Annotated in this window: 20 protein-coding genes; 12 read left to right on the forward strand and 8 right to left on the reverse strand. The window is 52.5% G+C overall.

The window, feature by feature from the left end:
* Positions 1-255: 255 nt before the first annotated feature.
* The 4 genes from Q9L42_RS05970 to Q9L42_RS05985 form a co-directional block, all read right to left on the reverse strand.
* A complete protein-coding gene (locus Q9L42_RS05970; protein WP_349432281.1) occupies positions 256-3,066 on the reverse strand; it encodes a class I adenylate cyclase in 2,811 nt (936 codons plus the stop codon).
* A gap of 217 nt (positions 3,067-3,283) precedes the next feature.
* Positions 3,284-3,880, reverse strand: coding sequence for a histidine phosphatase family protein (locus Q9L42_RS05975; RefSeq protein ID WP_305909333.1), 597 nt, complete (start codon positions 3,878-3,880; stop codon positions 3,284-3,286).
* Positions 3,877-5,271 carry an argininosuccinate lyase gene (argH, locus tag Q9L42_RS05980; protein ID WP_305909332.1) on the reverse strand — a complete coding sequence of 465 codons (1,395 nt, stop codon included), beginning with the start codon at positions 5,269-5,271 and terminating at the stop codon, positions 3,877-3,879. Before argH ends, Q9L42_RS05975 begins: the two co-directional genes overlap by 4 nt.
* 254 nt (positions 5,272-5,525) lie before the next feature.
* The gene (locus tag Q9L42_RS05985; RefSeq protein WP_305909331.1) at positions 5,526-5,687 is read right to left on the reverse strand and encodes a hypothetical protein; all 162 of its coding nucleotides are present in this window, start codon (positions 5,685-5,687) and stop codon (positions 5,526-5,528) included.
* A gap of 271 nt (positions 5,688-5,958) precedes the next feature.
* Between Q9L42_RS05985 and Q9L42_RS05990 the strand changes: the two genes are divergently transcribed.
* The 4 genes from Q9L42_RS05990 to recD all read left to right on the forward strand — a co-directional run bounded on the left by Q9L42_RS05990 (position 5,959) and on the right by recD (position 11,535).
* Positions 5,959-6,558, forward strand: a complete 600-nt coding sequence (locus Q9L42_RS05990; RefSeq protein WP_305909330.1) for a DUF4136 domain-containing protein — start codon at positions 5,959-5,961, stop codon at positions 6,556-6,558.
* Between the two features lie 341 nt (positions 6,559-6,899).
* Complete coding sequence (locus Q9L42_RS05995; RefSeq protein WP_349432283.1) at positions 6,900-7,766, forward strand: EAL domain-containing protein; 867 nt, start codon at positions 6,900-6,902, stop codon at positions 7,764-7,766.
* A gap of 32 nt (positions 7,767-7,798) precedes the next feature.
* The gene (locus tag Q9L42_RS06000) at positions 7,799-9,772 is read left to right on the forward strand and encodes a methyl-accepting chemotaxis protein (protein WP_349432285.1); all 1,974 of its coding nucleotides are present in this window, start codon (positions 7,799-7,801) and stop codon (positions 9,770-9,772) included.
* A 125-nt stretch (positions 9,773-9,897) separates the two neighbouring features.
* A complete protein-coding gene (gene recD, locus Q9L42_RS06005; RefSeq protein ID WP_305909325.1) occupies positions 9,898-11,535 on the forward strand; it encodes an exodeoxyribonuclease V subunit alpha in 1,638 nt (545 codons plus the stop codon).
* 26 nt (positions 11,536-11,561) lie between these two features.
* Here the strand turns inward: recD and ispB are convergent, their stop codons facing one another.
* Positions 11,562-12,566 (reverse strand): octaprenyl diphosphate synthase, encoded by a 1,005-nt coding sequence (gene ispB, locus Q9L42_RS06010; RefSeq protein ID WP_305909324.1) that lies wholly within the window; start codon positions 12,564-12,566, stop codon positions 11,562-11,564.
* A 209-nt stretch (positions 12,567-12,775) separates the two neighbouring features.
* Here ispB and rplU point away from each other — a divergent pair, with 209 nt between their 5' ends.
* The 4 genes from rplU to proB all read left to right on the forward strand — a co-directional run bounded on the left by rplU (position 12,776) and on the right by proB (position 15,600).
* Positions 12,776-13,087, forward strand: a complete 312-nt coding sequence (gene rplU, locus Q9L42_RS06015) for a 50S ribosomal protein L21 (RefSeq protein WP_305910280.1) — start codon at positions 12,776-12,778, stop codon at positions 13,085-13,087.
* An 18-nt stretch (positions 13,088-13,105) separates the two neighbouring features.
* Positions 13,106-13,363: a 50S ribosomal protein L27 gene (gene rpmA, locus Q9L42_RS06020; protein ID WP_305909323.1), complete on the forward strand. Its 258-nt coding sequence runs from the start codon at positions 13,106-13,108 to the stop codon at positions 13,361-13,363.
* 91 nt (positions 13,364-13,454) lie between these two features.
* On the forward strand, positions 13,455-14,489 hold the full coding sequence (gene cgtA / locus Q9L42_RS06025; protein ID WP_305909322.1) for an Obg family GTPase CgtA: 1,035 nt from the start codon (positions 13,455-13,457) through the stop codon (positions 14,487-14,489).
* The gene (proB, locus tag Q9L42_RS06030) at positions 14,476-15,600 is read left to right on the forward strand and encodes a glutamate 5-kinase (RefSeq protein ID WP_305909321.1); all 1,125 of its coding nucleotides are present in this window, start codon (positions 14,476-14,478) and stop codon (positions 15,598-15,600) included. The genes cgtA and proB overlap by 14 nt, the downstream gene beginning before the upstream one ends.
* A 79-nt stretch (positions 15,601-15,679) precedes the next feature.
* On the opposite strand, the gene rpsT is transcribed toward proB, so the two are convergent.
* Complete coding sequence (gene rpsT, locus Q9L42_RS06035; RefSeq protein ID WP_305909320.1) at positions 15,680-15,943, reverse strand: 30S ribosomal protein S20; 264 nt, start codon at positions 15,941-15,943, stop codon at positions 15,680-15,682.
* 96 nt (positions 15,944-16,039) lie between these two features.
* Between rpsT and murJ the strand changes: the two genes are divergently transcribed.
* The 4 genes from murJ to Q9L42_RS06055 all read left to right on the forward strand — a co-directional run bounded on the left by murJ (position 16,040) and on the right by Q9L42_RS06055 (position 20,431).
* Entirely contained in the window at positions 16,040-17,572 is a 1,533-nt protein-coding gene (murJ, locus tag Q9L42_RS06040) for a murein biosynthesis integral membrane protein MurJ (RefSeq protein ID WP_305909319.1), read from the forward strand.
* Positions 17,573-17,982: 410 nt separating this feature from the next.
* The gene (gene proC, locus Q9L42_RS06045) at positions 17,983-18,810 is read left to right on the forward strand and encodes a pyrroline-5-carboxylate reductase (RefSeq protein WP_305909318.1); all 828 of its coding nucleotides are present in this window, start codon (positions 17,983-17,985) and stop codon (positions 18,808-18,810) included.
* Complete coding sequence (locus Q9L42_RS06050) at positions 18,810-19,385, forward strand: YggT family protein (RefSeq protein WP_305909317.1); 576 nt, start codon at positions 18,810-18,812, stop codon at positions 19,383-19,385. The genes proC and Q9L42_RS06050 overlap by 1 nt, the downstream gene beginning before the upstream one ends.
* Positions 19,386-19,432: 47 nt before the next feature.
* Positions 19,433-20,431 (forward strand): DUF4124 domain-containing protein, encoded by a 999-nt coding sequence (locus tag Q9L42_RS06055; protein WP_349432290.1) that lies wholly within the window; start codon positions 19,433-19,435, stop codon positions 20,429-20,431.
* Here the strand turns inward: Q9L42_RS06055 and argB are convergent.
* Together argB and Q9L42_RS06065 are read right to left on the reverse strand one after the other, a co-directional pair.
* Entirely contained in the window at positions 20,414-21,304 is an 891-nt protein-coding gene (gene argB, locus Q9L42_RS06060) for an acetylglutamate kinase (RefSeq protein WP_305909315.1), read from the reverse strand. The two genes, Q9L42_RS06055 and argB, sit on opposite strands and share 18 nt — an antisense overlap.
* Positions 21,305-21,392: 88 nt before the next feature.
* Positions 21,393-23,888, reverse strand: coding sequence for a phosphomannomutase/phosphoglucomutase (locus Q9L42_RS06065; RefSeq protein ID WP_349432292.1), 2,496 nt, complete (start codon positions 23,886-23,888; stop codon positions 21,393-21,395).
* Positions 23,889-23,898 lie beyond the last annotated feature (10 nt).

A 23,898-nucleotide genomic window follows, 5' to 3' on the forward strand; every position in this document is an offset into this window, starting at 1 on the left:
GAGATGGATCGCGCGCAGCGGATCGGCTAAAATCATTCAATGCACGCGGGGCGGGTTATTTAACACGCCCTAAACGTTTAACTTACTTTAGGCGTAATTATTAAGGAAGCGCTGAATAAATTCATCCTGGATTTCTCTGCGCCCGGTTAAGGAAAAGGCGATTTCTCTTGATCTCACAAAATCTATCGCTTATTGCGATCGATTTTGATCGTGCATCCCGGAACTCCAGGAAATTCTGAAGTAATCAGCCTTTCCTTAATTCAATAAACGGGATTCGATTTTTTGTTTGTATTGTAAAAAATGGACGGTGTGTGCTTGGCTGAGGCTGGCGACGCCGAGGATGTGGGGGGGAACGTCGATTTCATTGATATGGAAGGGGTAATCGTCATGACCGCTTCTGAATGCCAGTATATGTTTCCTGACATCGGTAAATAGCTTGTCGTTGCTGGACGATGAGAATTTGTGGTCATTGCAGAATATCACGATAGGGTTGCGCCGGTTCGGGGTTGTTTTGGCGGTAATGCGGATGTTCAGCGCCATCAACGATAATCGAGGTTTTACTTTGATGGCCTGGCAGGAGACGACGCCAGCCGAATTCTTGTGAATTTCAAAAAAGCGGATGTATATATCATTAGGCACTTTGGCTTGGTCGACCAGGCCATGCAGAAAGGCGGCATAGTTGCTCAGGATTTGTTCCGGTTTGGTATTGACGTGTTGTCGGGTAAACAGCGCTGCCTTTTCATCGATGATATAGAGGGCGACATGTTTTTTCCCGACATGGTAGAAAACCTGAATGGTGTTGGCCTTGATTTGGCCGTATAAGTAGGGAATATAAGTGTCGCTGAGCACATGGTCATCAAAATGTACCGGGGCGAAATGTTGCTGAGTTGCGGAGAGTTCCTGCAGTAGCAAATCATTGCTCTCCAGGCGGCAAAGAGTTAACTGCTGGTCCCGCCGGGTAAAGACAAGATAACCGTTCTGGGCGGGCAAAATATAACGCCAGTTTGATTGCGGATGATTGAAAAGCTTTAACAGTCGATTGAAGATGGTTTGGATGCGCAAGACGATGCTTTTCGCCCTTAATGGGGTATGACAAACTAACTGCAGGCTATCGGCTGTCAGTGGCGCCTCGGTGTTATTGAAAATTTCGCTGAGGCAATGGAAAAAACCTTCGATGCCCTGGTATTTCGCCGTCGTGACTTCCCCCCAAGTGGATAACGAAACCCGGTCGATGCGTTGCACGAAACATTGGCGATTCTCGCCATAGCTCAATGGGTCGGAACGGTGGCTCATGATCACTTGGTCGTCATCGCGCCTCTCTTGTAGCGTTTCGCCTAGATTGATGAATAGTAGCGACGCACGTAAACGATTCGGGTGATTATAAACCGCCAATGAATCGGCGGACGAATGCTGAATCGTGGAAAAAAACTCCTGCAATCGCTTCAATATTTGTAGCGTTTCCGCTTCATTAACGTTCAGGTTGTTGGACTGCAGATGTATCTTCAGCTTAGTCTGATACAGGCCGTTAATTACCACCCAGGAGAGAATTTCCAGCAAGCTTTCGCCTTCGGTCACGGCGCTTGCCGCCGCCACTTTGTTGCGCTCGACATAACCGCAGTATAGCCGCCAGAGCGGCTCGGCGTGTTCCTGGTCGATCTCGATCACCGACAACAGCTCTTCTTTTTTATGAATGCTGGCGCAGGTGGTGATGATTTCGATCTTGCCCGGCTTATATTCCAAAAAGGCATGTAATTTTCTGCCGATTAGTTTCAGGTCGTTATTGTCGTGATAATTTCCTTGAGCATGTTGGCCGGCAAAGCGCAAAATCATGCGTAGGCACTGCTTCAATTGATCGCGAATAATGGCGTGTTCGTGCTTGGCTTTGTTGATGTCCCAATACCGGTGTTTGCTGAATTTTTCCAGCATATCGCCGGGCCAACGCCATTGTTCGGCTATGTTCTGCAAGTAATGTTCGCGTAGCGCACGCGACCTGGGGTCCAGGGACTTCGGGGAGGAGCCGATGATTTTCAGATAAAAGCATTGTCGCGATAGCGCCAGGCGTTTTCGTGAGGCGACCAAGTGCAGGTAGTCTTCGACCTTTTCGTAGATCAACAGGTAGGGGTCCAGTTTATCGATATCGAATTGGCCTTGATAAATGGCGCGTTTAAGACTCCAGCTAATCCATTGGGGATGCGGATATTCGCTGGCATAGCATTCCATCAAAAAAAGTTTCAGCAGCGATTTATAGGGCGAAGCTAATGATTTATAGATATGCCACAGCGTGGCGCTGATGAATTCTTCGGCGGGGACCGCTTGTAGGCTGCCGAAATCGATGACTTCATGAGCCGATATGAAGCGGTTTTCCAGTAAATGATTGACATAGCCGGTGTAATTGTGTTCCTGGTGCGGAGGGACTGCCCACCAGGCGGGAACTTTGCCGGCCAGATAAATCGCAGTTCGGTAAAACTCCTCCAACAGCAGATAATGTTGGGTTTTGCCGCTGCTTTCCGTGGAAATCGGGGCATTTTCGCCGCGTCGGAATTGTTCGCTGTTGATGAGAAAAAAATGCGCCTCGATATTCAATGACTGCGCCCATTTTTCCACCGCGATGGCTTTTTGTTGCAGTTCCTCGATGGCTGTGCTATCCAGCTTAGAGGAATGACAAAGCCAGATATCCATGTCGCTGGTTTTGGAAAAGGCGATGCTGCCGACGCTGCCCATCAGGAAAATCCCTTCGATGGGATAATCGCGCAGCGCCTTGCGGGTATAGCGAAAACTCTTGGAAAATTGTTTCGCCGCCTGCAGACTGGTTTTGTTCGGCGCGTAGTCGGGAATGCCGGCCGGTGTTTCGGTGGATATGAAGCCGGGCAGCAAGGGGAGGTTTTGATGAAAAATGAGCGGCAGCAGGTGCAGAAAGTTCCGCTGTCTCGGCTGCAGAAAGTTTTGCACGTTGAGCAGCCGATACTGATTCAGGTTCTTGAAGCGCTGAATAATGGCGTGCAGATCTTTGGTGCTGATGTCTTCGCCGGGTGAACCGAGCGTGATGGGAAGGTAATTTTTTTTCAAGACAGCTTAGGCAAAGAGAATCGTTTAGTTAAGTATATACCTCGGTTCGGTTAAGAAACGTAAAGAGTATCAGGCGGCGATTCCAGAAGACGCCGTTCACCCAGCACCTAAATACCATAGGCTATTGATTATACTTCTTCCATCAACGCCTGATACTCATGTCTCTCAACCAGTTGGGCATTTGTTTATTCCGAATGTAGATTAAGTATAGAAAAAATTACAGCGGCTTGTGCAAGATTAACTGGGTATAGGTATCGCTTGTTTGATGATAACAGTTCAAGCGACTCAAGCAGGCGTGGCCGATGCCGATTTGAAAACTCTGTCTGAATGGGATGCCCAGCAGCTGTGACAATAAGGTGCGAATCACGCCGGCATGCGTGACGACTAACAGATGTTGTTCAGGATAGCGACTTAGCAATGCTTGCCAGGCGCGGTCCACCCGTCGACTAAAATCGGCGTGTTTTTCGCCATGCGGCGGCGTGTTGCCGCATGGGTCGGCATAATAGCGTGTCAGGGCTGCTGGCGATCGCTGTTCGATTTGCGCGGCGGTCTTGCCGTCCCAATCACCGAAATCGATTTCTTGCCAGCGCGCGTCGACGTGTAACGGAAGATTTTTCTGCTTAGCCAATTGCTTCGCGAAATCATGACAACGGGCTAATGGTGAACTGATGATACGATCCCAGCATTGGTCTGCGGTCTGCCGCTGCATTTGTCGCCACCCAAGCGGCGTCAGCGGGTCATCGGTGCGGCCACGATAACAGGCTCCGCCCAGGGCTTCCCCATGGCGGAGCAGGTCGATCGTCGTCGTTTTCACGATCCCTGCAATTGCGCTCTAGCGGCTTCAATCGCCGCCCTGACCGATGCCGGCGCGGTGCCGCCGATATGATTGCGGGCGGCGACCGAACCTTCCAGTTTCAAGATGTCGAACACGTCGTCGCCGATCTGGCTGGAAAACTGTTGCAGTTCGGTCAGCGAAATCTCGGACAGGTCGCGCTGTGTTTCGATGCCTAATCGCACCGCTAATCCGACCACCTCATGGGCGTCGCGGAACGGCATGCCTTTGCGAACCAGGTAATCGGCCAGATCGGTAGCGGTCGCATAACCCTGCTTCGCGGCTTGATACATATTATCTTTTTTGGCGCGTATGTTCGGCATCATGTCGGCAAAGGCGCGTAGGCAATTGATCAATGTGTCCGCGGTATCGAACAACGGTTCTTTGTCTTCCTGGTTGTCCTTGTTATAGGCTAGCGGCTGGCTTTTCATCAGCATTAACAAGGAAACCAGGTGGCCGGTGACTCGTCCCGATTTGCCGCGCACCAGTTCCGGAACATCGGGGTTCTTTTTTTGTGGCATGATCGATGAACCGGTGCAGAAGGCGTCAGGCATGTCGATGAAATCGAATTGGGCGCTGGACCAAAGTATCAGTTCTTCGGAGAAACGCGACAAGTGGAGCATGATCAGGCTGGCGGCGGCGCAGAATTCGATGGCGAAATCACGGTCGCTGACCGAATCCAGAGAATTGTTTGACGGTCTGCTGAAACCCAGCAATTCGGCGGTCATCTGGCGATCGATTGGATAGCTGGTGCCGGCCAGCGCGGCGGCGCCCAGCGGCATGACGTTGACGCGTTTGCAGCAGTCCTGCAGGCGCTCCCGGTCGCGGCTCAACATTTCGAACCAGGCCATTAGATGATGGCCGAAGGTGACCGGCTGGGCGACTTGCAGGTGGGTGAAGCCGGGCATGATGGTGTCGGCTTCTCGTTCCGCCAAAACCAGCAAGGCGTTTTGTAGGCGAGTTAATTGGGCTTCGATAGTGCCTATTTCGCTGCGCAGATAGAGGCGGATATCGGTTGCGACCTGGTCATTGCGGGAGCGGCCGGTATGCAGTTTTTTGCCGGCGACGCCGATCAGTTCGGTCAGTCGCGCCTCGATATTCATATGCACATCTTCCTGTTTGATCGACCAGTTAAAGTCGCCGCCGGCGATTTCCTCGGCGATCTGCGTCAGGCCGCGCTTGATATCGTTCAATTCCTCGGCGCTTAGAATACCGATTTTTGCCAGCATTTCGGCATGCGCCAGCGATCCCTGAATATCTTGCTGGGCCATGCGCTGGTCAAAATCAACAGAAGCGGTAAATACTTCAACAAAGGCATCCGTTGCTTCGGCAAAACGGGCGCTGGAAAGCTTTTCGGTATTAACTGTGGTCATAAGCGATGGTCAATAAAGAGATTAAAAGTCGAAATTATACCGGGAAATGATTCTTTTTTGTTTTGCGGTCAAATCCGCCAGCAATTCCCACTTTGGCGTTCAAAAAGGGCATGGGGTGTGTTTGGCGAGGATGTCGGCAGCAAGGATGCTGCCGTCAAGCCCCCAGGGATGGGTTTACGGCACTCCTCGACAGACACACCCCATGCCCTAAACCCCGCAAAAATACTCAAACTGATGCAAATCCGCCTTAGGGCTCAGTAAATGTTGTCGATCATTTGCATGAACCAGCGCGGACGGAATAACACGACATAGAGACCTATTAACGCCGTCACCGGAATGGGACTGACGTCGATCAGCATCAACAGCAAAAAAATGATGATGTATTTGAACCTGGAAACTAAATGGTTTTGACTCATAAGGCGTCGATTGGAAATTAGCCAGAATTTGCAGTTTATTATGTACCGAGTGCAAATATTAATCTAATCTTTACCATATAATCAGTCATTCCCATATATGGGCGTTTTTGCGCTGTTTACGGTCTGGAGTGTGTCTGTCGAGGAACACACCTCGAGCCTTCTTTGTTATCCACATTGGAAATTGCTGCCATATAGTGATTGACTCAGCATGCCGTTATGGAACTGCTGGGCAGGCTGTTTAGTCTCATGAAAAACGCAATAGGAGACCATCGTGAATAGGAAAGCATTGCTGATCTTCCCCTTATTTTTGTTGCTCAGTTCCTGTGCGACGGTCAAAGTCGATGTCGATTATGATGGCGCCGCCGATTTCAGTCAGCTGAAAAGATACGCTTGGCTGGAAGAGAAGCCGCCGTCTTCCGGTAACACCCTGCTCGATACCAATAACTTGTTGCACGACCGGATACACCAGGGGATCGATGCTTGGTTTGCCCGGCATGGTTACCGAAAAACTGAAGTCGATGAGGCCGATTTCCTGGTGCTTTACCGAGTGGTGGTGGAAAACAAAACTCGAGTGACGGTGTTGAGTCCTTATTATGATTATCCCTACAGCTGGCGCTTCGGTTATCACCGTTATTATTATAGTTCTTTTAGTTCTTTCGCCTGGAGCTATTATCCTGAGCATCGTGTCTATGAATATCAACGCGGCACCTTGATCATCGATATCGTCGATCCGAAAAGCAAGAAACTGCTATGGCGCGGCATGGCTTATGAGGACATCAGCCCCCACACCACGCAGGAAAAGAAACAGCGCTATGTGGGCCGCGCCATTAAATCGATACTGGCGAAATTTCCGCCGGGTGATGACGATTAACCCAGCACCTAAATTCCATGGTTACTGGACTATATTTTACATTCCAGGATAATTTAGGTGCTGGGTGAACGGCGCTCCTCGACAGACACACCCCATGCCCTAAACCCCGCAAAAATACTCAAATTGGGAATTGCTGCGATTAACCTGATTGCGTTACTCGTTCGACAAAACGTCTAACCATCAGTTTTTGGCTACCCTACTTAACAGGAATGGTGTGATGGTTCGGAGGCTGGGTGTAATCTGATTGTCATATTCGCCTTGTATACTGAACCGCCTAGCAGGGCGGTGCTTACCGGCCTACATCATTAACCGGCATTGCGGTCTGTTCAGGAACCAAACGAATGCATGAGCTTCATGACCATTTGATAACGATTATTCGGCATCACCAATTAACCTCGCTGTTTCAACCGATTGTAGACCTGAAAGGGAAAAGTATTTTTGCTCATGAGGCGCTGATCAGAGGACCGTCGGGCAGTCCATTGCATAAGCCTATCAATTTGTTCGCCGCTGCCGACCGGCTACAACAGTCGCTGGCATTGGAGCACGCCTGCCGTAAAGTCAGCATCAGGCAGTTTGCCGCACAAGGCTTGCCGCAAAAACTTTTTTTGAATGTTAGGCCGGCGGTGCTGATGGATCCGGCTTTCAAAAAAGGCAAGACCCTGGCATTTCTTCGTCAGGCCGGCATCGATGCCGGCCGCATCGTCATCGAAATTACCGAGCAACAACCCACCGATAATTTCCCGTTAATGCGTGATGCAGTCAGTCATTATCGCGGCATGGGCTTCGAGATTGCGTTGGATGATCTGGGCGCAGGTTATTCCGGCTTACGCTTATGGACCGAATTGTTGCCTGATTATGTCAAAATCGACCGACATTTTATTCAGGATATAGACAAAGATGCAGTAAAGCTGAAGTTCGTTCGCTCCCTGCAAAGCATGGCGGCGGCGACTCATTGTCGGGTCATCGCCGAGGGGGTGGAAACCGCGGGCGAATATCATGTCGTTCAAGCGCTAGGGCTTGATCTTGCCCAGGGCTATTATTTCGCCCGTCCGTCGGCCCAGGCGGTCACCGAAATATCCGCATCGCTATTCAACGAAAAAAGACAGAGCAATCCTTATCTTATCAACCGTTGCCCGTCTGTTCGGAAAAACATCGATCAGAACTCTCGTCAGGATCCTGAACAAGGGCCGCTTAAAGTCGCCGGATAATCTTAATCGTTTCAATGAATAGGGATCGTGGAGTGAAAATTATTCATATTTCACGCTGGATGGCGGTCATGCTGGCCGTCGCTATGGTTATATTTATCAGCGCCCTCGCCTGGTCGTTGAATCATCTGAGCCGCGCATTTCAGGGTGTGGAGCGATATGGGCAGCTAAAGGAGCAGGTGACTCGCCGCGTTCATGTGCCGATCAATGCCTATCTTGATTCCGGCGATGCGGCTTTATTGGTTGATATCGAAGAGAATATTCAGCGCTTGACGGCCGATGTCCGGCATGATCGGGCCTTGTCGGATAAGGCGCGTGCGGTTTTTGTTCGGCTGCTGGAGACGATTAACGAGGCGGTGGTCATTGATTTGCGGGCCGCCGGCAAATTGGCCGATCCGCAAGTTTTATTGGTCAACAATGAGAATCAGCTGGCCGATGAAATCGCCATGTTGTTCGCCTATGTCGAGCAGTCAACGGCGGTGAGCGCTCAAACCAAGCAGCAATATTTTGTGATTCTGGGCAAGTTGCAGCGAGCGCTGCAGCGTTTGGCCGCCACCCGACGGAATTATTTTGTCAGCTCGAACGAGGCGACGTTGCAAACCATTGCATCCTATCACCAGGAGTTGACCGATAGGGCGGCTGAATTGAGCGCCTATCCTCCGCTTGCCATCTATAGTCGGCAGGAACGTGACAATGATATGGCGCAATTGTTGGGCTGGGACGACGAGTCCGTTGAAAAGGTAGACAAGAGCGCTGAGCATGTTGCCGAAGTGTCTTCGCTGATCAAACGCTATCCTAAAGAGCTGCGAAACGCCCGGCGTTTCATCGAGCAGAAAAAAGCCGGTCGTCAAAAAACGGCAGAGCAAATGGTCGAGATACAACAGCGACTGCAGCGATTGGGGCAAAGCATCTCGACGGATTATCAGGCGACTGAAAATAAATTATATGGCCTGGTCTCCGTTTGTTTGCTTCTAATCGTGGCGGTGGGCGTGGCGTTGGTGTTGTTGCTGCGACATATCGCGATGATCATTAATCAAAGCGCTGAATACTTGCTTAAATTGGCTTCCGGAGATTTATGCGGATCGTTTCGCTTATCGAGCAAGGTCACCGAAGCCAATCAGCTACAACAGGCCATTGCCCAACTGCGAGAATATTTCAAGGTGCTGATCAGCAACATCGATCGAGAAACGGCGACCCTCGATAAATGTCAGCAGGCTGTGGTGAGCGGCACACAAAATATGAAAAGCATCGTCGCCGATCAGCAGCAATTGAGCGTGATTTCCGCCGAGCAAATGCAACAATTGTCGCTGTCGTTTCAAGAGGTTGCGGGCAATGCCGCGGAAACCCGAAATGCGACGACTTCGGCGCAGGAAAACATCGAGGAAGGCGTAAAAAAAATGCGCAATACCCGCGATCAGGTCGACGAGCTTTCCGCGGTGATCAATAATACCTCGGCGGCGCTGATGGCGCTGCAGGAAGACGCTAAAGCCATCGAAGGTGTGTTGGGCGTCATCGAGGGCTTTACCGAACAGACCAATTTGCTGGCCCTGAATGCAGCGATTGAAGCGGCGCGCGCCGGAGAGCACGGGCGCGGCTTTGCCGTGGTGGCCGATGAAGTGCGAAAACTGGCGTCGCATACCGCTGCGTCGGCAAGCGAAATTCATCTACTGGTCGAAAAGCTGAACAGCGCCACTCGGCAGACGGTGGCGCTGATGCAGGCGCAGCAGCAAACGGCCGGACAGACGACGCAGGCCGTCGAAGACATCGACCGGGTGTTCGCCGGCATTCATGCCTCGATCGTCGATATACACGAAAAGAGCGCACTGATCGCGGCGGCGGTCGAACAGCAGTCCGCAGTCACCGCGGAAGTCACCGAAGGTATAGGAAAGACCGCCGCCGCGGCCGGGGATTCCTTACAGGAGGCGCAGAATAACAAGACCAGCGCCGACGATCTCACGGTCGTCAGCGACAATCTACAGGCCTTAGTTAGGCAGTTTACCTTGCCATAGTCGCGGTTAACGTTTCTGCGCGAGTCGTTTAAGTCTTCTGCGTTTAATCGAATATTAGGCCGAGTGAATAACGGGATGAATCAAGGGTATAATTGCGCTGTTAGCAAACGCCCGGTGAATTAACCATGTCTTCGGAACAAACCTGCAGTCGTCTCGATTTTGCCTTCGCCCGCTTTCTCGGCGGACGTTCCGCGCTGTCCGGCGCCCAGCGGGAGGCGCTGGAGGCGCTAGCCGCGCATTTGTCGGCCCAGCAGGCGAGCGGCCATAGTTGTATCCGCGTCGATCGCGGCGCTAAGGATTTGCTGCGCGCTTCGGGCTTGCTGTCCGATTCGGCCACGGCGCCGCTGGTGTTGGAGCGGGACAGGCTCTATACCCAGCGTTATTGGCATTATGAGCAGCAGCTAGCGACGCAGATCAAACGTTTGTGCGCCTTGCATTTCGAGGCGGGCGATTCGACCGCGCTGATCGATCGTTATTTTCCCGTCTCGGGTGATCGGCCCGATTGGCAGAAGTTGGCGGCGGAAAAAGCGCTGACCCAGGCCTTCTGTATCATCACCGGCGGGCCCGGCACCGGCAAGACCACGACGGTAGTGAAAATCCTCGGGCTGTTGCAGGCCTTGGCCGAGCGGCCGTTGCATATTGCGCTGGCGGCGCCGACCGGGAAGGCGGCGATGCGCCTGCAGGAGTCCATCGGCGCGAGCAAGCCAGGGCTGCCTTGCGCAGAGCAGATCAAAGACCATATCCCTGAGAAAGTCACGACCATCCACCATTTGCTGGGCGCGCAACCACCTTCGCCTTATTTTAGGCATGATGCTGCATCGCCGCTGCCTTTCGATCTGTTGGTCATCGATGAGGCCTCGATGATTGATCTCGCCCTGATGAGTAAGTTGCTCGACGCCTTGAAGCCGGGAGCCCGACTGATCTTATTGGGGGATAAGGATCAATTGGCCTCGGTCGAGTCCGGCGCAGTGCTGGCCGATCTGACCGCCAGTCTGCCGGATCATACGGTGGAGCTGCGCAAGTCCCATCGCTTCCAAGGCGAGATCAAGGCGCTAGCCGAAGCGGTTAATCGCCAACAGGGCGAGCGGGCTTGGGAGTTGTTGCGGCAAGAAAGTTCGTCGACGGCATTGTTGGCCGGTGACCTAGTGACTTTTATTGCAGCCCAATACCGTCGATATCTGCAGCTGATTGCCGAAGGGGCTGATTTTAAGCGGGTGCTTGCAGAATTCAGCCGCTTTCAGGCGCTGTGCTCCAACCGCAACGGGCCGCGCTCGGTGAGCGATATCAATCATCGGGTGGAGCAAAGGCTGGCCGAACAGGGGGATATTCAGCCGCATGGGCGCTGGTATGTCGGCAGGCCGGTGATGGTGAGTGAAAATAATGCGGCGATGCAGCTCTATAATGGCGATATCGGCTTGTGTCTGGCCGATGCCGAGTCCGGTCAGTTACGCGTCTATTTTTTGCGCCCGGATGGCGGCGTCAAAACGGTGTTGCCCGGTCGATTGCCGCGCTGTGAAACGGTTTATGCGATGACGATACATAAAAGCCAAGGCTCGGAATTCGATCAGGTATTGCTCGTGCTGGCCGAGCAATTGAACCCGGTGTTGACCAAGGAGTTGCTCTATACCGGCATTACCCGGGCGCGATCCCTGGTTCGGGTCATGGCCTCCAAGTCGGTTTTTATCGAGGCTGTCGAGCAAAAGGTGATGCGGGACAGTGGTTTGACGGCAAAATTAATGTTGGCCGATGAGCCGGCGTGCTGATGGGTCGTCAGGACAGCACTGACGCCTTAGTGGTCCCGCTGCACCGAAAAACGGGCTAACTGTTCCAGCGCTTGTTTGTATTCGGAATCAGGCAAGCAGGCCAGGGCGTCGATGGCCTTTTGCGCGGCGTCATCGGCGCATTTTTCGGTGTATTCGATCGCGTTCGTCGCCTTGACGATTTCATAGACTTCGGCAAACGCTTCGCGGGAGCCTTGTTTGATCGCGTTCGTGACCGTGGCGGCTTGTTCCGGTGTGCCGTGCTGTATCGCATGGATTAACGGCAGTGTCGGTTTGCCTTCGGCTAGGTCGTCGCCGAGGTTCTTGCCGAGTTCTTCGGCGTTGGCCTTGTAATCCAATGCATCGTCGATCAATTGGAAGGCGACGCCGAGTTCCTGGCCGTAGGTCGCCAATGCTTCCTCGGTTTGCGCATCGGCGTCGGAAAGCACTGCGGCCAAGCGAGTGGCTGCGCTGAACAGGATCGCCGTTTTGCGGGCGATGACCTCCAGGTATTTTTGTTCGGTCGTTTCCGGATTGTTGCAGTTTAATAACTGCAGCACTTCGCCTTCGGCGATGGCCGTGGTGGTCTTGGACAGGATTTCCATGACGCGCATATTGTTGGTGCGCACCATCATTTCGAAAGCGCTGGAGTAAAGATAATCGCCGACCAGTACGCTGGCGGCGTTGCCCCAGACCGCGTTGGCGGAGTCTTTGCCGCGTCGCAGATCCGATTCGTCGACGACATCATCATGCAGCAGCGTCGCGGTATGAATGAATTCAATCACTGCGGCCAGGACCAGATGATCATGGCGGGTTTCGCCCAGGGCCTTGGCAGCGAGCAATAACAGCATCGGCCGTAATCTCTTGCCGCCGCTGCCGATGATGTAATGGCCCATTTGATTGATGAGCACGACATCGGAGCTCAGTTCATCCAGGATCAGGCGATCAACAGCTTTGGCTTCCGCTGTAGTCAGGTTTTTTATTGAATTAAAATCAATTGGTGCCGAAGCGTTGAATGAATCTTCTACTGCCATTTTTTAGTCGAGGTTCGGTATTCCATTAGGGAATATTAAAATAACCCGCCATGCTATTTAAAAACAGGGGGTGGTGTCAATGACTTTGTTGTGCTATTTTATGCCTAATTCATCTTGCCGTCTAAATTAAAGTTTGACGGCATATTTTTTTATAAATATAATTATCTGTTCACTTTTAACAGATTAAATGCTTGATGGAGCTTGCGCTGATGTATGCGGTAATTCAAACAGGTGGTAAACAGTACCGAGTCGAAGAAGGTGCGACCTTAAAAATAGAGAAACTTGAACTGGGAACAGGCGACAGCATTGAGTTTGACAAAGTGCTGATGGTGAAATCAGACAGTGCTGTTAAGGTCGGTCAACCTTATGTCGATGGCGGCAAGGTGACGGCGGAGGTCGTTTCCCAAGGTAGACACAAGAAAGTAAAAATTATTAAATTTAAACGACGTAAGCACCACATGAAGCAAATGGGTCATCGTCAGTACTATACAGAAGTCAAGATTACTGGTATTTCTGCATAACATAAAGGGGTTGGAAAAATGGCTCATAAGAAAGCGGGTGGTAGTACCCGGAACGGACGTGATTCGAATGCTCAGCGACTGGGCGTAAAGCGCTTTGGCGGCCAGGAAGTCAAGGCGGGCAATATTTTAGTTCGCCAGCGCGGCACTAAATTCCATGCCGGTTCTAATGTCGGCATCGGTAAGGACCATACTTTGTTCGCAACGGCTGACGGAAAAGTGGTTTTTGAGGTGAAAGGTCCAAAAAACCGCAAATACATCAGTATTGCCGCTGCATAAGATTTTTTAGCTGTTCTTTACGGCGCCAGCAGAATCTGATAAAAGCCTCGTCCATGTATGGCGGGGCTTTTTTGTTTTTAATGGTAGGGTTATGAGATTTGTAGACGAGGCGGAAATCCGGGTTGAGGCCGGCGATGGCGGCAACGGCATCGCCACTTTTCGCCGGGAAAAATATATTCCCATGGGTGGGCCGGATGGCGGCGACGGCGGCGACGGCGGCAGCGTCTATTTGGTTGCGACCGAAAATGTCAATACGCTGGTCGATTTTCGCTATCATTCCGTGCATCGGGCGCAGCGTGGGCAGAATGGCATGGGGCGCAATTGTACCGGCAGGAAAGGGGATGATTGTTATGTGAAGGTGCCGCCCGGTACGATCGTTTATGAGGCGGAAACCGGCGAGAAGATCGGCGATCTGACTCGGGTCGGTGAGCAGCTGCTGGTCGCCAAAGGAGGTTTTCACGGTCTCGGGAATACCCGATTCAAGAGCAGTGTCAATCGCGCGCCGCAGCAATTCAGCAAGGGCTCGTCCGGGGAGCATCGTATATTGCGGTTGGAGTTGATGGTGATTGCCGATGTCGGTCTTTTGGGTATGCCCAATGCCGGCAAATCCAGTTTGATACGTTCGGTGTCGTCTGCCCGGCCGAAGGTGGCTGATTATCCGTTCACGACGCTGCATCCTAACCTCGGTGTCGTCAGTGTCGACGAGCTGCGCAGTTTTGTCATAGCTGATATTCCCGGCGTCATCGAAGGGGCGGCGGAAGGCGCTGGGCTCGGTTTGCAGTTTTTGCGTCACCTGTCCAGAACCGGCTTGCTATTGCATATGGTCGATGTGGCGCCTTACGAAAGCATGGAAACGCCGGTTGAGGCGGCGCAAAAAATCATCCATGAGGTTGAAAAATGGAGTGATGAATTGGCGCACAAGCCGCGCTGGCTGGTGTTGAACAAGATCGATCGGTTGCCTGAAGATGAAGTCGAGGAGCATTGTCGGCTGATCGTCGATCAGTTGGGCTGGGAGGGTTCGGTGTTTAAAATTTCAGCCTTGAAAAAACAGGGTACTCAGGAGCTGATGTACGCGATTATGGAATTTCTGGAACAGGAGCGGCGAGCGCAACGTGAACAGGATTGATTTCCGTAAGGCGAAAAGAGTCGTCGTCAAGATCGGCAGTTCCCTGTTGACCAATGGCGGGCAGGGCTTGAATAAGCAGGCGATTGCCGGCTGGGTTGCGCAAATGGCGGCGCTTAGGCGGCAGGGCAAGGATGTGGTGTTGGTGTCGTCCGGTTCGGTGGCCGAAGGGATGTGTCGATTGAAGTTGAGGGCGCGCCCGGAGACCTTGCATGAGTTGCAGGCGGCGGCTTCGGTGGGTCAGATGGGTTTGGTTCGCAACTTTGAGAACAACTTTCGCCAGCATGGTCTGTTGACCGCGCAGGTGTTGCTAACCCATGATGATTTGTCGGATCGCAAGCGCTATTTGAATGCCCGCAGCACCTTGCTGACTCTGCTGGATTTTGCCGTGGTGCCGGTGATCAATGAGAATGACGCGGTCGCCACCGATGAGATTCGTTTCGGCGATAATGATACCTTGGGGGCGTTGGTCGCCAATCTGGTTGAGGCTGACTTGCTGATCATCCTGACCGATCAGACCGGTCTGTATGATTCCGATCCGAGCGTCAATCCGCGGGCGGGCTTGATTTCGTCGGCCGATGTCAACGATCCCTTGTTGGATCGGGTGGCCGGCGGCAGTCGTAGCGGCTTGGGGCGTGGCGGCATGTATACCAAGGTCAGAGCGGCCAGGTTGGCGGCCCGGTCCGGCGCGGCGACGGTGATTGTGTCGGGGCAGTTGGATGACGTGATTTCCGAAGTCGTCGAGGGTGTAGAGCTGGGCACGTTTCTGGTGCCGAACATTGCGCCGTTGGCGGCGAGAAAGCGTTGGTTGGCCGGGCAATTGCAAAGCAAGGGCTGTTTGCACTTAGATGATGGTGCGGTGTATAGCTTGAAGAATGACGGTAAGAGCTTGCTGGCGGTCGGAGTAAAGTCAGTAGAAGGCCGTTTTAGGCGCGGCGATCTGGTGACCTGTCTCGATTCACAAGGTGTTGAGTTGGCGCGAGGCTTGGTTAATTACGGTTCCGAGGAGGTTGCGAAGATTGCCGGCAAGTCCAGTTCCGAATTCGAGTTCCTGCTGGGTTACTCCGATGAGCAGGAGTTGATCCATCGGGATAATCTGGTCTTGCTTCGTTGAGTTTTTGCGCTTGTGTCGCGCATAAAAAAGCCGCCGGCGATGCCGAGCGGCTTTTTTTGAGTTCGAGCAGGGCCTTGCCTTAAGCCATGCTGCGAACTTTGGCGTTCAATCTGCTTTTGCTGCGCGCGGCTTTGTTTTTGTGGATCAAGCCTTTGTTTACAGCCGAATCGATAATGGGCACTGCTTTTCTGAACGCCGCTTGTGCTTGCTCTTTATCGCCCGCTTCGACTGCCGCGGAGACTCTTTTTGTGAAAGTGCGCAAGTTGCTGCGTTGTCCCGCGTTGCGAACACGGCTCTTCTCAGCCTGGCGCGCTCTTTTTCTAGCTTGTGGTGAATTAGCCATGGTATATCAATTCTAATCTGTGTTAATTAAGAACCCAGTATTATCTGTTTAAATGTTATTATTGTCAAATTTATTAGCCATTGATGGAGCAAGACATTGAGCAGGCAGCTGTTTAAGTCCACCGCGATCGTCAGCAGCATGACGATGATTTCTCGTATTCTCGGCTTCATCCGGGATATGTTGTTTGCCCGCATTTTTGGCGTCGATTCGGCTACCGATGCGTTCTTCGTCGCCTTTAAGATCCCCAATTTTTTACGCCGCTTGTTCGCCGAAGGCGCCTTTGCCCAGGCTTTTGTGCCGGTGTTGTCGGATTACAAGGAGCAAGGCAGTCGGGAGGCGCTTAAATTGTTTATCGACCGAACTGGCGGGACGCTGGCTTTGGTGTTGATGATGGTGACGGTGGTCGGTGTGGTCGCGGCGCCGGTGCTCATTACGCTGTTCGCGCCAGGCTTCTTGTGGGAAGACAGGCAGTATGAGCTGGCCGTACAGATGTTGCGTATCACCTTTCCCTATCTGTTTTTTATTTCGTCGGTGGCGTTTGCCGGCGGCATCTTGAACGCCCATGGCAAGTTCGCCGTTCCGGCGTTCACCCCGGTTTTTCTCAATCTCTGCTTGATCGCGGCCGCACTCTGGCTGGCGCCGCTAATGCCCGATCCGGTTGTGGCCTTGGCTTGGGGCGTATTCGCCGCCGGCTTGGTGCAGTTGCTGTTTCAATTTCCGGCATTGATGCGATTAGGTTTGCTGCCCAGACTCAGGTTCGGTTTCATCGATGCCGGGGTGAAGCGTATAATGAAATTGATGTTGCCGGCTATTTTTGGCGTCTCGGTCACCCAGATCAATCTGTTGCTGGATACGCTGATCGCTTCGTTTTTGGCCGCCGGCAGCGTGTCGTGGCTTTATTATTCAGACCGGCTGGTGGAATTTCCGCTAGGGGTCTTCGGCATCGCGCTGGCCACGGTGATTTTGCCGAGTCTGTCGAAAAACCATGCCGTCGCCGATACCGAGACCTTTTCGCGTTCGTTGGATTGGGGGTTGCGTCTGGTCTTGTTGATCGGCGCGCCGGCTTCGCTGGGCTTGTTGTTGTTGGCCGAACCGATGCTGTCGACCTTGTTCCAATATGACGAATTTGCCGTCGAAGACGTGCGCTTGGCCGGACAAAGTCTGAAGGCGTATGCCGTCGGCTTGCTGGGCTTCATCCTGGTCAAGGTGCTGGTGCCGGGCTTTACTTCACGCAAAGATACCAAGACGCCGGTGCGTTTCGGCATTTATGCGATGCTGGTTAATATGCTGTTGAATGTCGCCTTGGTCTTTCCGCTGGCGCATGCCGGTTTGGCGTTGGCGACTTCGCTGGGCGCCTTTTTCAACGCCTCGTTATTATTGGCTAAGTTGCTGAAAGACCGTATCTATCGGCCGGGCAAGCAGTGGCGAGTCTTTATTCTGCGGATCATCCTCGCCAATGAAATCATGGCGGTGTTTCTTCATCACGTTGTCGAGCTGATATGGCAATATGATTGGCAGGCGCAGCAGCGCATCATCAATCTGGCGCTGATCATCGCAACGGGCGCGTTGGTTTACGGGCTGGCTTTGTTGTTATCCGGTTTTCGCGTCAGGCATTTGTCGGGGCGATAGGGCGAAAAACGTAGCAATTCAGTTTGAGCATTCTTGCTGTGTTTAGGGCATGGGGTGTGTTTGTCGAGGAGCGCCGTTCACCCAGCACCTAAATTATCCTGGAATGTAAAATATAGTCCAGTAACCATGGAATTTAGGTGCTGGGTAAACCCATCCCTAGGGGCCTTGACGGCCGCATCCTTGCTGCCGACATCCTCGCCAAACACACCCCATGCCCTTTTTGAACGCCATATATGGGAATTGTTGCGAAAAACGACGGGATCGATGTCGGCATAGTTTTGTCACAGCACCTATTAGTTAAGGTAGAATAGCGCAGGGTTTTGCGAAAGTTTCGCTAATTTTCAGCTTTTTCAGAATATTATGCTGAAAAGTCGAGTTTTCTTTTTACAAGTATATTGACATTGACAGGTATGAAGACAAAAGCAATTGGATTTATCGGAGGCGGCAATATGGCCGCCAGTTTAATCACCGGTTTGATCGAAAGTGGGCATTCACCTAAGCAGATATGGGTTTCCGATATCAATGAGGAGCTACTGCAATCGCTTGCGGCTAAGTTGAAGATTAACGTCACCATCAATAATGAAACGGTGATTAATGAATCTGATGTCGTGGTGATGGCGGTTAAACCTCAGGTGTTGCGACAAGTGGCGAGCCAAGTCGCGGACGCGGTGCAGCGCAACAAGGTGCTGTTGGTGTCGATTGCCGCCGGCATCAGCCAACAAAGCCTATCGCAATGGTTGGGACAGCAGGTGCCGATCGTGCGATGCATGCCGAATACGCCGGCGTTGGTGCTGAGCGGCGCGACTGCCTTGCACGCCAATGTCAAGGTCAACGACGAGCAGAAAGATCTGGCGGAAAATATTTTGCGCGCCGTCGGTTTGACGTTGTGGGTGGAACAGGAATCCGAGCTGGATGCGGTCACGGCCGTTTCCGGCAGCGGCCCGGCTTATTATTTCTTGTTGATGGAGGCGATGGAAAAGGCTGCCCAGGAGCTCGGGCTCAGCGAAGGTACCGCCAGGCTGCTGGTTCAGCAAACCGCGTTGGGGGCGGCTAAGATTGCGTTGGAATCTGAAGAGTCGCCGGCGCAACTCCGGGCTCGAGTCACGTCACCGGGGGGCACGACCCAACAGGCTATCGAAACTTTTCAGCAAGGCGAATTCGTTCAGTTAGTATCGAAAGCGATGCATGCCGCCAGAGATAGGTCGGTCAAAATGTCTAAAGAATTAGGGGAACAATAATGGGCAGCGCATATATGACCAATCCGGTGATCTTCTTGATCGATACCTTGTTCTCATTATATATCCTGGCGGTGGTGTTGCGATTTTTGCTGCAGTGGACCAATGCCGACTTCTATAATCCGATTTCGCAGTTTCTGGTCAAAATCACTCATCCGCCATTGAAGATGTTGCGACGTTTCGTGCCTTCGGTCGGTAGAATCGATACTTCATCGTTAGTCTTGGTCGTGCTATTGCAGATAATTGCCGATTTCTCCATCTTGGCGCTGAAAGGCTTGATGATTAGTTTGCCGGCTTTGATGATTTTGTCGCTGAGCCAGCTGGTCTCGTTATTTCTCAATGTCTTTATCTTCGCTATCTTTGCCCGGGCAATTCTCAGTTGGTTCGATCCCGGCCACTATAATACCGCCTCGTCGATCCTATATAGCTTGACCGAGCCGGTGCTGAATATATGCCGAAAAATCGTACCGGACATGGGCGGGATAGACTTATCGCCCCTGGTGGGCTTGGTGTTGCTGCAATTGGCGAAGATGATGATACTCCCGCCTTTACAGCAACTAGCCAGTCTGATTGGTTGATGATGGCTCGTCGAGATTTAATCACGTCTATTGATTCAGGTAGCCAGATGTTGAGTTCTAGTTTTGCAAAGTTCATGGCCATCTTGTTTATGTTCCTGATGTTGGTTGCGCCGAACCTGTCGGCAAAAATGTATCGTTGGGTTGACGAGGACGGTCGGGTATTTTTTTCGGACCAGGTTCCGCAGGATCAGATTCAACATAAAAGAGAAGCGCTGAACGAAAAAGCCCGGGTCGTTGAGGTCGTTGAGGAGGCCAAGACCGAGGAACAGGTCGCGTTGGAAAAAAGGCTTAAAAAACTGCGTCAGGCGCAACAGAAAATCATCGCCAAACAACAGTCGCACGATAAGGTGTTGCGCAGCACCTTTCGCAATGTCGAAGACATGAAGATGGCTTTGCAGGGGAAAATGTCGGCGCTGAACGCGCAGAGAAAGGTGGCCGAAGGTAACTTGGTGCGTTTAGAACAACAGCTGAGCCAACAGCAAAAGCAGGCGGCCGTTTTCGAACGTGGCGGCAAGAAAGTGCCGAAAAAACTATTGGCCGATATCGAGGCTTCCAAACAACAAATCGGTGATGCCAAGACCGAGATCCTGAGGCATCTAGAGAAAAAGCTGGTGGTCAAGAAAGCCTTCGAGAAAGATATCGAGCGTTTTATTTTTTTAACGCAAGGCAAGAATGGAGGCGGCAGATTAAGCGACAAGAGCGCGGAAAAGATAGCCGCCGTCGAGCTAGGTTTGTTCATTTGCGAAAGCAAGCGGCAATGCGATCGGGCATGGAACGTGGCTCGCCGCTTTGTCGACAAATATTCCACCACCGCGATTGATATCGATACCGACAAGTTGATTATGCGCGCACCGCCGCGCTACGATGATGATCTCAGTCTGTCGGTTTCGAAAATGGATTTGGAGCAAAACCGGCAGCAGATTTTTTTGGATATCCGCTGTCGTCAATCTACCTTAGGGGTGGAATTATGCGCCAGTCCCAAGGTCAAGCATATTCGTCACTCCTTTAACCAGTTCATTGTCTCCGCCTTAGCGTCTCAGCAATAAAGTTCCCACTCCCTGGTCGGTAAATAGTTCCAGCAGCACCGCATGATCGACCCGGCCATCGATGATATGCACGCTGTTGACCCCGCCTTTTAAGGCATCGGTCGCGCAACGGGTTTTCGGGATCATGCCGCCGGAAATCGTGCCATCGTCAATCAGATTGTCTATGTCGGTCAAGGACAGTCCGGTTAACAGCTGCTGGCGTTTATCCAGGATTCCCGGGGTATTGGTCAGCAGCATTAATTTTTCCGCCTTCAATACTTCCGCTACCTTGCCGGCGACCAGGTCGGCGTTGATATTGTAAGAATGGCCGTCATCGCCGACACCGATCGGCGCAATGACCGGAATGAAATCGCTGTGCACCAACATGTCGACTACCGAAGCATCGATGCTGCTGACTTCGCCGACATGGCCAAGGTCGATGATTTCCGGGGCGTCCATTTCGGGAGAGGTTTTCTGTAAATTGATTTTACGAGCGTGGATGAAGTTGCCGTCCTTGCCGGTCAGGCCCACCGCCTTGCCGCCATGCACGTTGATCAGATTGACGATCTGTTTGTTGACTAACCCGCCTAACACCATTTCCACGACATCCATCGTCTCGCTGTCGGTGACGCGCATGCCGTCGATGAATTCGGTGGACTTGCCTATTTTTTTCAGTAAATGGCCGATTTGCGGGCCGCCGCCATGTACGACCACCGGATTGATGCCAACCAGCTTCATCAGCACGATATCCCTGGCGAAGCTGTGTTTCAGCGCTTCGTCGATCATGGCGTTGCCGCCGAATTTGATGACAACGGTTTTGTCCTTGAACTTCTGTATATAGGGCAGTGCTTCGATCAGGACGTGGGCAATCTGGTGAGCGGTGTTTTGTTTCATAGACAGGCGGAATCCAATAGGCTGAAAATAAGGGAAGGCCATTTTAATGCAGGGGTCGGTTATTTAGAACCCCTGGCGCAAAGTCGAGCTAAAAGGGGAGGGTCAGATCCGGTTTGATTCTCAGCATCAGGTTCTTGAACTGCGTCTGTATCCGTGTCAGCGCCTCCTGAGTGTCCGCTTCAAAGCGCAGCACCAACGATGGCGTCGTATTCGACGCCCTGACCAGCCCCCAGCCGTCATCGAAATCGACGCGCATGCCGTCGATATGGAGGATGCTGCCGTCGTGAAAATCGGCATGTTCAAGCAGCTGTTCGACAAAGCGCTGGTTCTCGCCTTCGGCCATCGTCACCGTCAGTTCCGGCGTGTTGACGCTATCCGGTAGATCGGCAAACACCTCGTTGCTAGGCCGGCTGTCGGCCGATAAAATCTCGATCATTCGGGCGGCGGCGTAAAGGCCGTCGTCGAAGCCGAACCAACGGTCGTAAAAGATGATATGGCCGCTCATTTCCCCGGCCAGCGGCGCGCCGGTTTCCTTCAGCTTGGCCTTCAACAGGGCATGGCCTGTTTTCCACATCAGCGGTCGGCCGCCGTTCTTGATGATCTGTTCGCCAAGGTGGCGGGAACATTTGACGTCGAAGATGATTTCCGCGCCTGGTTTGGCCGATAGCACGTCTTTTGCGAACAGCATCAGTTGTCTGTCGGGCCAGATGATCTTGCCATTGCAATCGACGATGCCGAGGCGATCGCCGTCACCGTCGAGGGCGATACCGACATCGGCTTGATGATGTTTCACCGAGGCGATCAGGTCGTCGAGGTTTTCCGGTTTACTCGGGTCCGGATGGTGATTCGGAAAGTTGCCGTCGACATCGCAATACAATTCGACGACCTCACAGCCAATGGTTCTCAACAGCACCGGCGCCAGTTCCCCGGCTGCGCCGTTGCCGCAGTCGAGGACGATTTTCATCGGTCGGACGATATGAATGTCCTCGGAGATGAGGCCGATATACTCATTGGTAAACATCGTGTTTTGTTCGATCGAGCCGCGCTCGCCGCTGGCTATATCGCCGCGATCGATGCGTTGTTTCAGTCCTTGGATTTTTTTTTCGGCTAGCGTCTCGCCGTTCAACATCATTTTGATGCCATTGTAATTGGGCGGGTTGTGGCTGCCGGTCACCATCACGCCCGAGCGGCCTGCGCTGTGATGGGCGACGAAATACAGCATCGGCGTCGGGATCAGGCCTATATCCAAGACATCGCAACCACTGGTGACGATGCCTTCGGCCAATGATTTGGCAAAAGTCCGGCTGGAAGGACGGCCATCCCGGCCTAGCACGATGGTCTTAATGTTTAAGGCTTTGGCTTCACTGGCAAATGCCTGGCCGATTTTAAAAACGATGTCCGGGGTCAAAGTTTGGTCGACAATGCCGCGAATATCATAAGCCCTGAAGATTGCGTCCGTGTCAGCAGAGGTCTTGATGGGCAACGGACTGGACGGTTTGCTAGCCGGATTATTTGCCTTAGGTTTGGGCGTTATAGCCTCGACAGCCGGTGTTTTTTGTTCGTTGTCCGGCTCAGTGCCTTGGTCCAGAAATTCGGTGTCCAGGCCCTCATCGAAGAAGCCGTCGTCGAAGTCGACTTCGCTGGAGCTATTGATTTCCTCCTCGTTGTCGATGACGCGTTTAAACTGAATCAGTGTGGTGATTATCGCCTTCATTTCCTGCAATTGCACCGGGTAGTTGCCGGCTATTTTGCCCGCCAACAGGTCTTTGGCGACTTTGGTAATGCTGCCTTGGTCCTCTCGGAGATAGCCGGCCAGTTTTCGATAGCCGATGAAAAAAGCCAGGCAGGCGCTCAGTCCACATAGGGCGATGGTCGATAAGATCAGGGTTAACTCATTGCTGCCGATTTGTTGGTCAGGCCAGTACAGAATTTGCCAGGCGGAATGGGGAATGGGGATTTTATACGCCGGTTCGGCCATATTTTTCACGTTTCCGGCGCTGATAAGAACGTTGCGTTGTTGTTTGATTTTTATCAAGCCCTCATCGATGGCGGCATGTCTGACGGCGTCGTTAACAAAGTCGAATCTTAGACTGGCCAACAACACCCCTAGCGCTTTCCCATCCTGGCTGACCAAACTGGTGATGGCCAGATGGCGGTTTGGGCCTTGTCCTTGAATCATCGCCGGTTGTTTCTCGGCCAAGGTGGCCTTTACCATCTCCAGGTCGGCAAAGCCCATGTGAGGGACGGAGGACTGGTCGGTTTCTCTGACATGGGGGGGCAATAGACGCAGTTTCTGCGCTTTAGGCATCAGCGGCTCCAGCTGAGCCGCTAGCTTTTCTAATTCGGCGTCATTGCCGCGCTGCAGCGCATCGATTACTTCCGGATTATGCGCCAAGCCATCGAGGCTTTGTTGAAGCATGTCCAGTTGGCTGGAAATAGCGAGCGAAATGCCTTTGGCCATGGCCCGGGTCGTGTTCTGTTTCGCCTGTCTGATATCCGGCAGTGAAAACCAGTAGACGCTGGCGCCGACGAGCAAAATCAGCGTCACGGCAATGACTGATAATAATGTGAAGATGCGGGCCATGCTGTTCTCC

The organism is Methylomarinum sp. Ch1-1 (genome assembly GCF_030717995.2).
In the GTDB taxonomy this organism is placed as follows: Bacteria; Pseudomonadota; Gammaproteobacteria; order Methylococcales; family Methylomonadaceae; genus Methylomarinum; species Methylomarinum roseum.

What these genes read in the sequence shown, in the direction of transcription:
- argH (WP_305909332.1), bottom strand. Translation starts at nt 5,271, where the DNA reads ATGACCACAGTTAATACCGAAAAGCTTTCCAGCGCCCGTTTTGCCGAA.
- Q9L42_RS05985 (WP_305909331.1), bottom strand. Translation starts at nt 5,687, where the DNA reads ATGAGTCAAAACCATTTAGTTTCCAGGTTCAAATACATCATCATTTTT.
- Q9L42_RS05995 (WP_349432283.1), top strand. Translation starts at nt 6,900, where the DNA reads ATGCATGAGCTTCATGACCATTTGATAACGATTATTCGGCATCACCAA.
- recD (WP_305909325.1), top strand. Translation starts at nt 9,898, where the DNA reads ATGTCTTCGGAACAAACCTGCAGTCGTCTCGATTTTGCCTTCGCCCGC.
- ispB (WP_305909324.1), bottom strand. Translation starts at nt 12,566, where the DNA reads ATGGCAGTAGAAGATTCATTCAACGCTTCGGCACCAATTGATTTTAAT.
- rplU (WP_305910280.1), top strand. Translation starts at nt 12,776, where the DNA reads ATGTATGCGGTAATTCAAACAGGTGGTAAACAGTACCGAGTCGAAGAA.
- rpmA (WP_305909323.1), top strand. Translation starts at nt 13,106, where the DNA reads ATGGCTCATAAGAAAGCGGGTGGTAGTACCCGGAACGGACGTGATTCG.
- cgtA (WP_305909322.1), top strand. Translation starts at nt 13,455, where the DNA reads ATGAGATTTGTAGACGAGGCGGAAATCCGGGTTGAGGCCGGCGATGGC.
- rpsT (WP_305909320.1), bottom strand. Translation starts at nt 15,943, where the DNA reads ATGGCTAATTCACCACAAGCTAGAAAAAGAGCGCGCCAGGCTGAGAAG.
- proC (WP_305909318.1), top strand. Translation starts at nt 17,983, where the DNA reads ATGAAGACAAAAGCAATTGGATTTATCGGAGGCGGCAATATGGCCGCC.
- Q9L42_RS06050 (WP_305909317.1), top strand. Translation starts at nt 18,810, where the DNA reads ATGGGCAGCGCATATATGACCAATCCGGTGATCTTCTTGATCGATACC.
- Q9L42_RS06055 (WP_349432290.1), top strand. Translation starts at nt 19,433, where the DNA reads ATGTTGAGTTCTAGTTTTGCAAAGTTCATGGCCATCTTGTTTATGTTC.
- argB (WP_305909315.1), bottom strand. Translation starts at nt 21,304, where the DNA reads ATGAAACAAAACACCGCTCACCAGATTGCCCACGTCCTGATCGAAGCA.
- Q9L42_RS06065 (WP_349432292.1), bottom strand. Translation starts at nt 23,888, where the DNA reads ATGGCCCGCATCTTCACATTATTATCAGTCATTGCCGTGACGCTGATT.